Source organism: Lelliottia nimipressuralis (assembly GCF_004115925.1).
In the GTDB taxonomy this organism is placed as follows: domain Bacteria; phylum Pseudomonadota; class Gammaproteobacteria; order Enterobacterales; family Enterobacteriaceae; genus Enterobacter; species Enterobacter nimipressuralis.
Genome location: NZ_SDDX01000031.1, coordinates 1 through 11,269 on the forward strand (window position 1 = coordinate 1; position 11,269 = coordinate 11,269).

Annotated in this window: 16 protein-coding genes; 6 read left to right on the top strand and 10 right to left on the bottom strand. The window is 50.5% G+C overall.

What is annotated here, in order from left to right; translation table 11 throughout:
* Positions 1 to 459: 459 nt before the first annotated feature.
* A complete protein-coding gene (locus ETG88_RS20845) occupies positions 460 to 1,014 on the top strand; it encodes a gamma carbonic anhydrase family protein (protein WP_100780805.1) in 555 nt (184 codons plus the stop codon).
* Here the strand turns inward: ETG88_RS20845 and ETG88_RS20850 are convergent.
* Genes ETG88_RS20850 through dprA form a run of 6 tightly spaced genes read right to left on the bottom strand, consistent with a single transcriptional unit; the run spans position 990 to position 4,774 of the window.
* Entirely contained in the window at positions 990 to 1,238 is a 249-nt protein-coding gene (locus tag ETG88_RS20850) for a DUF1488 family protein (protein ID WP_129036313.1), read from the bottom strand. The genes ETG88_RS20845 and ETG88_RS20850 overlap by 25 nt on opposite strands.
* The gene (aroE, locus tag ETG88_RS20855; RefSeq protein ID WP_129036314.1) at positions 1,235 to 2,053 is read right to left on the bottom strand and encodes a shikimate dehydrogenase; all 819 of its coding nucleotides are present in this window, start codon (positions 2,051 to 2,053) and stop codon (positions 1,235 to 1,237) included. The genes ETG88_RS20850 and aroE overlap by 4 nt, the downstream gene beginning before the upstream one ends.
* 4 nt (positions 2,054 to 2,057) lie before the next feature.
* On the bottom strand, positions 2,058 to 2,630 hold the full coding sequence (gene tsaC / locus ETG88_RS20860) for an L-threonylcarbamoyladenylate synthase type 1 TsaC (protein WP_187469909.1): 573 nt from the start codon (positions 2,628 to 2,630) through the stop codon (positions 2,058 to 2,060).
* 4 nt (positions 2,631 to 2,634) lie between these two features.
* On the bottom strand, positions 2,635 to 3,177 hold the full coding sequence (locus tag ETG88_RS20865; protein ID WP_100778662.1) for a DNA topoisomerase family protein: 543 nt from the start codon (positions 3,175 to 3,177) through the stop codon (positions 2,635 to 2,637).
* Positions 3,178 to 3,204: 27 nt separating this feature from the next.
* Entirely contained in the window at positions 3,205 to 3,678 is a 474-nt protein-coding gene (gene smg, locus ETG88_RS20870; RefSeq protein ID WP_102105788.1) for a DUF494 family protein Smg, read from the bottom strand.
* A complete protein-coding gene (dprA, locus tag ETG88_RS20875; protein ID WP_129036316.1) occupies positions 3,650 to 4,774 on the bottom strand; it encodes a DNA-protecting protein DprA in 1,125 nt (374 codons plus the stop codon). Before dprA ends, smg begins: the two co-directional genes overlap by 29 nt.
* 128 nt (positions 4,775 to 4,902) lie before the next feature.
* Here dprA and def point away from each other — a divergent pair, with 128 nt between their 5' ends.
* The 5 genes from def (at position 4,903) to mscL (ending at position 9,683) form a co-directional block, all read left to right on the top strand.
* Positions 4,903 to 5,412, top strand: coding sequence for a peptide deformylase (gene def / locus ETG88_RS20880; protein ID WP_100778660.1), 510 nt, complete (start codon positions 4,903 to 4,905; stop codon positions 5,410 to 5,412).
* Between the two features lie 26 nt (positions 5,413 to 5,438).
* Positions 5,439 to 6,386, top strand: coding sequence for a methionyl-tRNA formyltransferase (gene fmt / locus ETG88_RS20885; RefSeq protein ID WP_129036317.1), 948 nt, complete (start codon positions 5,439 to 5,441; stop codon positions 6,384 to 6,386).
* A 52-nt stretch (positions 6,387 to 6,438) separates the two neighbouring features.
* Entirely contained in the window at positions 6,439 to 7,725 is a 1,287-nt protein-coding gene (gene rsmB, locus ETG88_RS20890) for a 16S rRNA (cytosine(967)-C(5))-methyltransferase RsmB (protein WP_129036318.1), read from the top strand.
* A 22-nt stretch (positions 7,726 to 7,747) separates the two neighbouring features.
* A complete protein-coding gene (trkA, locus tag ETG88_RS20895) occupies positions 7,748 to 9,124 on the top strand; it encodes a Trk system potassium transporter TrkA (RefSeq protein WP_100778657.1) in 1,377 nt (458 codons plus the stop codon).
* Between the two features lie 145 nt (positions 9,125 to 9,269).
* Positions 9,270 to 9,683, top strand: coding sequence for a large-conductance mechanosensitive channel protein MscL (gene mscL / locus ETG88_RS20900; RefSeq protein ID WP_129036319.1), 414 nt, complete (start codon positions 9,270 to 9,272; stop codon positions 9,681 to 9,683).
* Here mscL and arfA read toward each other — a convergent pair whose 3' ends face one another.
* The 4 genes from arfA to rplQ form a co-directional block, all read right to left on the bottom strand.
* Positions 9,684 to 9,899, bottom strand: coding sequence for an alternative ribosome-rescue factor ArfA (arfA, locus tag ETG88_RS20905; RefSeq protein ID WP_100778655.1), 216 nt, complete (start codon positions 9,897 to 9,899; stop codon positions 9,684 to 9,686).
* Positions 9,900 to 9,956: 57 nt separating this feature from the next.
* On the bottom strand, positions 9,957 to 10,382 hold the full coding sequence (gene zntR, locus ETG88_RS20910; RefSeq protein WP_100778654.1) for a Zn(2+)-responsive transcriptional regulator: 426 nt from the start codon (positions 10,380 to 10,382) through the stop codon (positions 9,957 to 9,959).
* Positions 10,382 to 10,753: a DnaJ family domain-containing protein gene (locus ETG88_RS20915; RefSeq protein WP_129036320.1), complete on the bottom strand. Its 372-nt coding sequence runs from the start codon at positions 10,751 to 10,753 to the stop codon at positions 10,382 to 10,384. The genes zntR and ETG88_RS20915 overlap by 1 nt, the downstream gene beginning before the upstream one ends.
* A 105-nt stretch (positions 10,754 to 10,858) precedes the next feature.
* Entirely contained in the window at positions 10,859 to 11,245 is a 387-nt protein-coding gene (gene rplQ / locus ETG88_RS20920; RefSeq protein WP_001216372.1) for a 50S ribosomal protein L17, read from the bottom strand.
* Between the last annotated feature and the right edge of the window lie 24 nt (positions 11,246 to 11,269).

Below are 11,269 nucleotides of genomic sequence, written 5' to 3' on the forward strand. Positions count from 1 at the left end.
AATTAAACTTCGTAATGAATTACGTATGTTCACTCAGAGACTTTGGTATTCATTTAGCGTCTTTCGACGTTTAGAATCCATGTCACTTTGAGTGCCCACACAGATTGTCTGATAAATTGTTAAAGAGCAGTGCAACGCGGCTTTCGCTCACCGTTGCGAGGTGGCGTATATTACGCTTTCCTCTTTCAGAGTCAACCCTGAATGTCAGGATTTTTTTCTCTTCAACCGAACCGGCTGTTTGTGTGAAGTGATTCACATCTGCCGTGTCGATGGAGGCGCATTATAGGGATCCCAGTTTTTAGCACAAGCGTTTTTTAGATCTTTTTTCCTGACTGCTGCTTTTCCACGCTTTTCGATGAGATCCTGCCCGATCTGCTTAAAAATTGACGCATTTAACCCCCCTCCATGCTGCATAATATGATCAAAATCTTCTGTATAAGCTCATCAGTCGAGGTTGATATGTCTGCAGTACTCCGTCCCTATAAAGATCTGTTCCCGAAAATGGGGGAACGCGTGATGATCGATCCCAGTAGCGTACTCATCGGCGATGTCAGAATGGATGATGATGTCAGCATCTGGCCGCTCGTCGCGATCAGGGGTGATGTGAATTACGTGACGATCGGCGCGCGCACCAATATTCAGGACGGTAGCGTTTTACACGTTACCCATAAGTCGTCCTATAACCCAGAAGGTAATCCCCTCATTATTGGAGAAGAGGTCACTGTCGGTCATAAAGTGATGTTACACGGCTGCACTATTGGCAACCGGGTACTCGTGGGGATGGGATCTATTCTGCTGGATGGGGTAGTCGTAGAAGACGATGTAATGATAGGCGCCGGGAGTCTCGTCCCACAAAACAAACGCCTGGAAAGCGGCTATCTCTATTTAGGCAGCCCGGTAAAACAGATCCGTCGGTTAAAAGAGACGGAAATCGAAGGGCTGAAATATTCGGCGAATAACTACGTCAAATGGAAAGACGACTACCTGGATCAGGAAAACCACACCCACCCTTGATCATCTTCTTGCTCGTTACGGATCATATCGCTGGCTTCTTCTTCAAGATCCCAGCGATGATCCCTGAAGACCTCCAGCGGTATCGTCCCGCCAAAACGCCTTAGCAATAACTCGCCCGTAATAGCGCAGGTCATCTGCATACCGTTAACCAATACCGGAAAACAGACTGCCTGTTTGCTGTCGTTCCAGACTTCCCTGTCCGGAAAATGAATCGCCTGGTTCATGCCAGCAATTCCTGTTTCAGTTTTTCAATAACGGGTTCTACTGCGGGTAATACGCCATGCCAAAGCAGAACAGCATGTGCCGCTTGCCCCACCAGCATGCCCAAGCCGTCGGCAAGATGCTTCGCGCCGCGTTCTTCACACCAGCTCAGGAAAGGCGTTTTGCCCTTTTGATAGAACATGTCATAGACATAAATGTGAGGGCTGATTATTGAAGAAGGTAGCGCTGGTACATCGCCAGCGATCCCGCTGGATGTCGCATTAATGATGAGATCAAATTCATGCTCACCCAGATCTTCCATTGCCACCACGTTCACGCTGCCCGTGTGGGCAAAAAGCGTAGCCAATTCTTTTGCCCGGGAGAACGTGCGGTTAGTGATCGTGACAGCACAATCCATAGAAAGAAGTGGCAACAATACGCCGCGAGAGGCACCGCCCGCGCCAATCAGCAGAATACGAAAACCCTTCTTAATAAAAGAGAGTCTTTCGAGATCGCTTAATAAGCCAATACCATCGGTGTTGTCACCCAGCAGGCGTCCATCCTCCAGTCGCTTGAGGGTATTCACCGCCCCGGCAAGGGAGGCGCGCTCGGTTAACTCATCCGCTCGGGCGAATGCCTCTTCTTTAAAGGGCACGGTGATGTTGGCCCCTTTGCCGCCCGCGTCAAAAAAAGCATTCAGCGTCGGTACAAAATTATCGACCGGTGCCAGAACGCGGCCATAGGGATGATCGATTTGCAGCTGTTCAGCAAATTGCTGATGAATGAACGGTGACTTGCTGTGAGCTATTGGATTACCAAAAACCGCGTACTTATCCATCCTATTACCCCTGGCGAAAGCGCTCGCCGGTTAGCGCATCGCGAATTTCCGATGGATTCAGACGACCACCCGTTTCACCGATAACCACCGGGAAATCATCACCAAATTGGGCAAGCACTTCTTGCGATGTGCGGCAAGGTGGCAGCCCTGTCAGATTGGCACTGGTAGAAACCAGCGGCTTACCAAAAGTCTGACACAGCTCAACCACCAGCGGATGATCGGTAACACGCACAGCAAGAGAATCAAAGCGCCCCGTCAGCCAACGCGGCGTGGTCGGCAGCGCCGGGAAAACAAAGGTGACTGGACCAGGCCATGCCGCAGAAATAGTCTCTCGCTGCGCCTCGTTCAACATCGAATCATCAATGTAAGGCTTGAGTTGCTCAAAGTTTGCGGCAATCAGGATCAGTCCCTTTTCAACCGGTCTTTGCTTCAGTTCTAATAGACGCGTAACGGCCAATTCGCTGTCAGGATCGCATCCGACCCCAAATACAGCTTCCGTTGGATAGGCGATGACTTCTTCTTTTCTCAAGACTTCCAGCGCACGGGCAATGGAGTCCGATGTTAATTTATTCTTCACAGGTTTAATCCGCCGAAACCGGCTTTCCACATTGTTTACTGGCACAGAACAGTTTAATGCCCTGCGCCGTTTTTTTCTCGATGAGCAGCGGATAATCGCAGTGAGGGCAAATCCCCGCTACTGGTTTGAAATTGATAACGAACTGGCATTCAGGATAGCGATCGCAGGAATGGAATGTTTTACCGAAACGGGAACGACGCTGAACCAGCTGTCCCTGTTGGCACTGGGGACAGGCAATCGCGGTCTCATCTGGTTTATCAATCTGCTCGGTATGGCTACATTCAGGGTAGTGGCTACAGCCGATAAACATACCGAAGCGCCCCTGACGTAATGCCAGAGCAGCACCACAGACCGGGCATAGCTGCCCCTCCAGAATTTTAACGATATGCCCGTCCGCCTGACTCTTCAGGGGACGGACATAATCACATTCTGGATAGTGTGAACAACCGAGAAACGGACCGTGTTTCCCGGACCGGATGACTAGATTAGCCCCACACTGTGGGCAGGGCTCGTTATTAGACACCGTAAACAGTGCTGATTTGGCCATAACAACTCTTGGAGCTACATAGATGAATTAATGCAGCATACCTTCATTCACTTCAAAGAGTAATTCTTCCATTTGCTGATAGGCATTTTCACAGCCCGGAATATTAAACAGAACCATCAGAATCACCCATTTGAGATCTTCCAGTTCAAATTCTGCCGTATCCAGCGCCATGACGCGCTCTATCACCATCTCTCGGGTTTCGAGGTTTAGCACCTGAATCTGTTCCAGGAATAAGATAAATCCCCGGCAACTGGCATCCAGCCTTTCACACTCTTCAGCCGTAAAAATACGAACAGACAGCGGATCAGAAGCGAGCTGCATGGGTTCGACAAGGCCTTCCTGATAATCAGCCAGCTTTTCTAGCCACATTAAGGCGTTATAGATATCTTCCCGTTCAAATCCTGCATCGGTAAGATCCCGCGTCAGCCGATCCTGATCCACGCGCATTTCAGCTTCGTTATGGATGTAAGTCTCAAACAAATACATCAGTACGTCGAACATGGCTTGCCCTCCTCAATCGGACATAGCCGCCGGGTACAGCTGCGATCCATCCTGCTAACTCCAGTTCGAGTAGCTGTGCTACCGTCACAGGCACAGATTGGCCGGCACGTTCAGCGACAACGTCAACAGGTGTTACCTCATCTCCTACGTTAGCCAGGAGCTCAGGAAATGGCAATGCCACCTCCTCCTGATCTGATGAATAAAGTGATTTTTCAGGCTCATCTGGGATCCAGGTTAGCCCATATTGCAAATTTTCCAGGATTTCCTCTGGGCTGGTCACAGGCGTCGCGCCTTGCTTGATGAGCCAATGCGGCCCTTCACAACCGGGATTGCCAATGGGGCCGGGCAACGCAAAGACTTCTCGCCCCTGCTCCATGGCACATCGAGCGGTGACCAGCGATCCACTCCGTTGCGCCGCCTCAACAACCAGGACGCCCTGACTCAAGCCGCTAATAATACGATTACGCTGGGGGAAATTAGCAGGCCACGGCGAAGTGGCGAGCGAAAACTCAGATATCACCGCGCCCTCAGCGTCAATAATGCTCTGGGCAAGAGAGACATGACGAGGGGGGTAAACACTGAACAGGCCATTGCCAAGAACGGCAATACTTTTCCCCTGAACCGAGAGCGCAGCCCGATGGGCAACACCATCAATCCCGCGCGCCAGTCCGCTGGTGATAGTGAATCCACATCTTGCCAGATGCTCACAGAAAATCTTGCCCCATCTCTCACCATACCAGGAAGGTGAACGGCTACCGACCACCGCCAGTTGAACGCTATTCAGCACATCAACATTGCCTTTAATGAATAAAGCCCCTGGGTAATCAGACAGGGTTCGTAACCGCTGAGGATAGAGTGGGTTATCTGCGCAAATGAGATAATGCCCGGGAATTTCGAGCCATGTAAGCGAGCGTTCAAGGTCAGCTTCTTTCATGCTCATAAATTTACTGGCCTGCTTTTTCGTCAGGCCCGCCTCTGTCAGTACTGCTTCATCAATATTCTCTCGTCGCGTCAAACGTTGCGCAGCCATCAACATCGTATCGCCACACAAATCCCCAATGTTGATTAGACGTAACCATATCTCAGTGGAAGTCATCCTATTCCCTGCCATAAGCGGCTCCAGCAATCCTTGCGATTGGTCACCGATGCTGTCAATCAGAGGGGGATTTGTCTAGAATAGAGGTAATAATCTTTTCAACTCCTGAACAACGGCTCTGGAAATTTATGGCAGTTTTGCAAGTTTTACATATCCCGGACGAGCGCCTTCGCATTGTTGCTGAACCGGTAAAAGAAGTGAATGCAGAAATTCAACGTATCGTCGATGATATGTTCGATACGATGTACGCTGAAGAAGGCATCGGCCTCGCGGCGACCCAGGTGAATATCCACAAACGTATTATCGTGATTGATGTTTCAGAGAATCGCGAAGATCGTCTGGTGTTGATCAACCCGGAACTGCTCGAGAAGAGCGGCGAAACAGGAATCGAAGAAGGCTGTTTGTCCATTCCTGAACAGCGTGCGCTGGTGCCTCGCGCCGAGAAAGTGAAAATCCGCGCGCTTGATCGTGACGGCAACCCGTTTGAACTGGAAGCAGACGATCTTCTGGCAATCTGTATTCAGCACGAGATGGATCATCTGGTCGGTAAACTGTTTATCGATTACCTCTCTCCACTGAAGCAGCAGCGTATTCGTCAGAAAGTCGAGAAACTGGATCGTATGCGCACTCGCGCATAACGTGCCCCCCGGATACAAGGAATAACGTGTCTAAAAAGTTACGCATTATCTTCGCGGGAACCCCGGACTTCGCAGCGCGTCACCTGGACGCGCTGTTATCATCGGGTCACCAGGTTGTCGGTGTATTCACTCAACCGGATCGTCCTGCAGGCCGTGGTAAGAAGCTGATGCCGAGCCCGGTTAAAGTACTGGCCGAAGAGCATGGCTTGCCCGTTTTCCAGCCTGTATCTTTACATCCTCAGGAAAATCAGCAGCTTGTCTCAGAACTGAATGCCGATGTCATGGTTGTCGTAGCCTACGGATTAATTCTGCCAAAAGCGGTTCTGGATATGCCGCGTCTGGGCTGCATCAATGTGCATGGTTCTCTTCTCCCACGCTGGCGCGGGGCCGCACCTATTCAGCGTTCGCTCTGGGCGGGAGATAACGAAACCGGCGTCACCATCATGCAGATGGACGTAGGATTGGATACGGGAGATATGCTGTACAAACTGGCATGCCCTATCACTCCAGAAGATACCAGTGCAACGCTGTACGACAAGCTGGCTGATCTCGGTCCGCAGGGTCTTATTGAGACGTTGCAGCAACTGGCCGACGGCAAAACCCAGCCTGAAGTTCAGGATGAATCACTTGTCACCTATGCTGAAAAGCTCAGTAAAGAAGAGGCGCAGCTCGACTGGTCACTTTCTGCTGCCCAACTTGAACGTTGCATCCGCGCATTTAACCCGTGGCCGATGAGCTGGCTGACCATCGACGAGCAGCCAGTGAAAATCTGGAAAGCATCGGTCATTGATGGCGACTCCCGCGCGGAACTCGGCACAATCATTGATGCAAATAAACAGGGTATTCAGGTTGCAACGGGCGAAGGGATCCTGAATCTTGAGTCGCTCCAGCCCGCCGGTAAAAAAGCAATGAGCGCACAGGACCTGCTGAATTCCCGTCGCGAGTGGTTTACGCCGGGTAAACATCTCGGCTAAATACATTTAATCCAAAAGCCCGGAGTTTCCGGGCATTTTTATTTTTGCGGTTATGAAAAAACTAAATCTTCGCAGCATGGCTGCACAGGCCATTGAGAAAGTGGTCGAACAAGGTCAATCGCTGAGCAATATCTTGCCGCCGCTTCAGCAGAAAGTGTCTGATAAAGACAAAGCTCTTCTCCAGGAACTGTGCTTTGGCGTACTGCGTACGCTCTCGCAGCAGGAGTGGCTAATTAACAAGCTGATGTCCCGACCAATGACGGGTAAACAGCGCACTATCCACTATTTGATTATGGTCGGATTCTACCAGCTGCTCCATACGCGCATTCCCCCTCACGCCGCTCTGGCAGAGACCGTTGAAGGCGCCGTGGCGATTAAGCGTCCGCAGTTGAAAGGGCTGATCAACGGTGTATTGCGCCAGTTCCAGCGTCAGCAGGAAGAACTGGTGGCAGAGTTCAACCAGTCCGAACAACGTTTTCTGCATCCGGAATGGCTGCTTAAGCGCCTGAAAAAAGCCTATCCGCAACAATGGGAATCCATTGTTGACGCCAACAATCAACGCCCACCAATGTGGCTACGAGTTAACCGCATCCACCATACTCGCGATGAATGGTTGGCTCTGCTTGAACACGCTGAAATGAGCGGTTTTACGCATGACGCCTACCCCGATGCAGTGTGTCTGGCATCCCCTGCCCCTGTGCAAGCATTGCCTGGTTTTGACCAAGGTTGGGTTACCGTTCAGGACGCCTCCGCGCAGGGATGTATCACTTGGCTTGCGCCACAAAACGGCGAACGTATTCTCGATCTGTGCGCCGCTCCAGGCGGTAAAACGACGCATATTCTTGAAGCTGCGCCACAGGCTAAAGTATTGGCTGTCGACGTGGACGAGCAGCGACTGTCCCGTGTATATGACAACCTGAAACGCCTGGGCCTGAAAGCGGAAGTCAAGCAAGGTGACGGACGTACCCCTTCCCAGTGGTGCGGCGACGAACAGTTTGATCGTATTCTGCTGGACGCCCCTTGCTCGGCAACCGGTGTGATTCGTCGTCATCCGGATATCAAATGGCTGCGCCGGGATCGCGATATCAATGAGCTGGCTCAGCTGCAAAGCGAAATCCTTGATGCAGTCTGGCCGCATCTGAAGTCTGGCGGAACGTTGGTCTATGCAACATGCTCTGTTCTTCCGGAAGAAAACGCCCAGCAGATTGCCGCATTCCTGAAACGTACTCCTGATGCTGCGTTACACATGACGGGCACAGCCGATGTTCCGGGAATCCAAAACCTGCCGGGAGCGGAAGAAGGTGATGGCTTCTTTTACGCTAAGCTAATCAAAGCGTGATGTTGAAAACGGGTCGCAAGCTATGAAGATAATCATTCTGGGCGCAGGGCAGGTCGGCGGCACGCTGGCCGAAAACCTGGTGGGCGAAAATAACGACATCACGATCGTCGACACCAATGGCGATCGGCTGCGGGGATTGCAGGATAAATTCGATCTACGCGTAGTGCAGGGGCACGGTTCGCATCCGCGCGTGCTTCGCGAAGCGGGCGCTGACGATGCGGACATGTTGGTCGCGGTGACCAGTTCGGATGAAACAAATATGGTCGCCTGCCAGGTCGCCTATTCGTTATTCAACACCCCGAACCGAATTGCACGTATTCGCTCACCGGATTACGTCCGTGATGCAGAAAAGCTTTTCAATTCTGAAGCGGTACCGATTGATCATCTTATCGCCCCAGAACAACTGGTTATCGACAGTATTTACCGTCTGATTGAATATCCTGGCGCACTGCAGGTTGTGAACTTTGCCGAGGGGAAAGTCAGTCTGGCGGTTGTGAAGGCTTACTACGGTGGTCCGCTGATTGGTAATGCACTCTCCACCATGCGCGAGCATATGCCCCATATTGATACGCGTGTGGCGGCGATATTCCGCCATGACCGTCCCATTCGCCCGCAAGGCTCCACCATTGTCGAAGCCGGAGATGAAGTGTTCTTCATTGCTGCCTCGCAGCATATCCGCGCCGTAATGAGCGAACTCCAGCGTCTGGAAAAACCCTATAAACGCATCATGTTGGTAGGCGGCGGGAATATTGGTGCTGGTCTGGCGCACCGGCTTGAAAAAGATTACAGCGTAAAGTTGATCGAACGCGATCAACAGCGCGCTGCAGAGCTGGCAGAAAAACTACAGAATACGATCGTGTTTTATGGCGACGCATCGGATCAGGAATTGCTGGCGGAAGAACATATTGATCAAGTTGATCTGTTCATTGCCGTTACCAATGACGATGAGGCCAATATCATGTCGGCCATGCTGGCAAAACGTATGGGTGCCAAAAAAGTCATGGTGCTCATTCAGCGCCGGGCCTATGTCGATTTGGTACAAGGCAGCGTCATTGATATTGCCATCTCACCACAGCAGGCAACCATTTCAGCGCTGTTAAGCCATGTCCGTAAAGCGGATATTGTCGGCGTTTCCTCCCTCCGTCGTGGCGTTGCCGAGGCAATTGAAGCCGTCGCTCACGGGGATGAAACCACCTCTCGCGTTGTTGGCCGAGCCATTGACGAAATTAAACTGCCGCCAGGCACAATAATCGGTGCCGTGGTGCGCGGGAATGATGTCATGATCGCTAATGATAATTTGCGCATCGAACAGGGCGATCACGTCATTATGTTCCTGACAGATAAAAAGTTTATTACCGACGTCGAACGCCTGTTCCAGCCAAGTCCATTCTTCCTGTAATGGTGAAAGGCGCTCATTCGGGCGCCTTTTTTATTAACCCTCTATTTTATAATGCTTAATTTTTCATAACGAATATTTATCCTCAATGGAAATTGGCTAATGATTTGTTAAACTTAGGATCGTTAGCTGGCTCAAGGAGAATAAAATGAGTGTAATTAAAGAATTTCGCGAATTTGCGATGCGCGGGAATGTAGTAGATTTGGCAGTGGGTGTGATTATTGGTGCAGCATTCGGCAAGATTGTTTCATCTCTGGTTGCCGATATCATTATGCCACCGTTAGGGCTTTTAATTGGTGGTGTCGATTTCAAACAATTTGCCTTAACTCTGAGAGATGCACAAGGCGATATCCCTGCAGTCGTGATGCACTATGGCGTATTTATTCAGAATATTTTCGACTTTTTGATTGTTGCCTTCGCAATCTTTATGGCGATTAAGCTGATTAATAAATTGAACCGTAAAAAAGAAGAACCGGCAGCGGCACCACCGGCACCGACAAAAGAAGAAGTTTTACTGACTGAAATTCGCGATCTATTGAAAGAGCAGAACAGTCGCCAGTAATCAGGCGCATAAAGCCAGAAGGCCAGTGGTAAAAAAGTGAATCACTTTCTTGCCACTGGCCTCCCAGTTACCCCGTTTGCCATGTTTTCCTTTACGCAGATAACTTCCCTTCCCTTTTTTATTCTTTTCGACCCGCTGGCGAAACAGTGGATCATGTAACAAAGCCTCAATGGCATTATCCTGAATTTGCCCCTTCGTATGCTGATAGCGGCTCATAATATCTCCAGATTGTAAGTAAAATCGGCGTGAGTGTAGATCCACTCATTTTAAAAATCAACAGCCACGCGGTATACCACTGGCACCTTGTTCGAGTGTTTCGAGTATTGAACAGTAGAGACTGCTATGTGCCGTACCGCAACACGCATCATTAAGACGCTGCAGTGAACGCTGCATGGTTTGTAGCTCTTCAATTCTCGCCTCCACTTCCGTTAACCTAGCCTGAACGATGCTTTTCGATTCCTGACAGGTGTGGTGTTCAGGATCGATGCGGATCGAAAGCAGTTCTCTGATCGATTCCAGCGTAAAACCGAGCTGTCGCGCATAGCGGATGAACTTGAGTCGCTGAAGATCCTTTTCAGTGTAAAGCCGAAAACCACCTTCCGTGCGAACCTCATGTTCCATCATCTGCTGCTTTTCATAGTAGCGGATAGTGTCTGGCGTAACGTCTGCGAGCTTCGCAAGTTCCCCAATGCGATACATTAGCAATCTCCTTTGATTGTTTTAAACAAACGATCCGAATATTGACCATGCAGGAAATCGGTATTCACTCCGGCTTGCTGCAATTTAAGCTCAACAAGCGCCAACCGTCGACGGATTTCCTGCGCTTCAGGATCGCCAGGTTCAATGCCTTTAAGCAAATCAGCCAGAGCCAACGCATCCTTACGATTTTCGAGCTCTGGAGGAAGGCAACCGGCATTTTTTAACAATCGATAGCCCGACCGTAATTCAGCGGGAATCAGGGTATCATCATCAAGTGTAAGCGGTTGGCCAGAGCCTGGAAGATCGCGAAACTCGCCTTTACGTTGGGCATCCAGGATATGACGTTCTGCCCATTGATCAAGCAGCCACATCGTAAAACTCCGAAGTATAAGAGTGGATTCAGACAGTGTAGAGAAAGGATGATTCAGGGGATATAAAAAAACCCGCCGAAGCGGGTTCTTTTACGTTACTACAGATTACTCTGCAGCAGCTTCTGCTTTCGATTCAGAACGATCAACCAGCTCGATGTATGCCATCGGAGCGTTGTCGCCTGCACGGAAGCCACACTTCAGAATACGAGTGTAACCACCGGCACGGCTCGCGAAACGCGGGCCCAGTTCGTTAAACAGTTTTGCCACGATCTCGTTATCACGAGTACGGGCGAATGCCAGACGACGATTAGCAACGCTGTCAGTCTTGGCAAGAGTAATCAGCGGCTCAACTACGCGACGCAGCTCTTTCGCTTTAGGCAGGGTCGTCTTGATGATCTCATGACGAACCAGTGAACCTGCCATGTTGCGGAACATAGCCTGGCGATGGCTGCTGTTACGGTTCAGTTGACGACCACTCTTACGATGGCGCATGACCTTATCCTTCTCAGTAAAACC

Coding starts and splice junctions, on each gene's coding strand:
- ETG88_RS20845 (WP_100780805.1), top strand. CDS start 460: ATGTCTGCAGTACTCCGTCCCTATAAAGATCTGTTCCCGAAAATGGGG.
- ETG88_RS20850 (WP_129036313.1), bottom strand. CDS start 1,238: ATGAACCAGGCGATTCATTTTCCGGACAGGGAAGTCTGGAACGACAGC.
- aroE (WP_129036314.1), bottom strand. CDS start 2,053: ATGGATAAGTACGCGGTTTTTGGTAATCCAATAGCTCACAGCAAGTCA.
- ETG88_RS20865 (WP_100778662.1), bottom strand. CDS start 3,177: ATGGCCAAATCAGCACTGTTTACGGTGTCTAATAACGAGCCCTGCCCA.
- smg (WP_102105788.1), bottom strand. CDS start 3,678: ATGTTCGACGTACTGATGTATTTGTTTGAGACTTACATCCATAACGAA.
- dprA (WP_129036316.1), bottom strand. CDS start 4,774: ATGACTTCCACTGAGATATGGTTACGTCTAATCAACATTGGGGATTTG.
- def (WP_100778660.1), top strand. CDS start 4,903: ATGGCAGTTTTGCAAGTTTTACATATCCCGGACGAGCGCCTTCGCATT.
- rsmB (WP_129036318.1), top strand. CDS start 6,439: ATGAAAAAACTAAATCTTCGCAGCATGGCTGCACAGGCCATTGAGAAA.
- trkA (WP_100778657.1), top strand. CDS start 7,748: ATGAAGATAATCATTCTGGGCGCAGGGCAGGTCGGCGGCACGCTGGCC.
- mscL (WP_129036319.1), top strand. CDS start 9,270: ATGAGTGTAATTAAAGAATTTCGCGAATTTGCGATGCGCGGGAATGTA.
- arfA (WP_100778655.1), bottom strand. CDS start 9,899: ATGAGCCGCTATCAGCATACGAAGGGGCAAATTCAGGATAATGCCATT.
- zntR (WP_100778654.1), bottom strand. CDS start 10,382: ATGTATCGCATTGGGGAACTTGCGAAGCTCGCAGACGTTACGCCAGAC.
- ETG88_RS20915 (WP_129036320.1), bottom strand. CDS start 10,753: ATGTGGCTGCTTGATCAATGGGCAGAACGTCATATCCTGGATGCCCAA.
- rplQ (WP_001216372.1), bottom strand. CDS start 11,245: ATGCGCCATCGTAAGAGTGGTCGTCAACTGAACCGTAACAGCAGCCAT.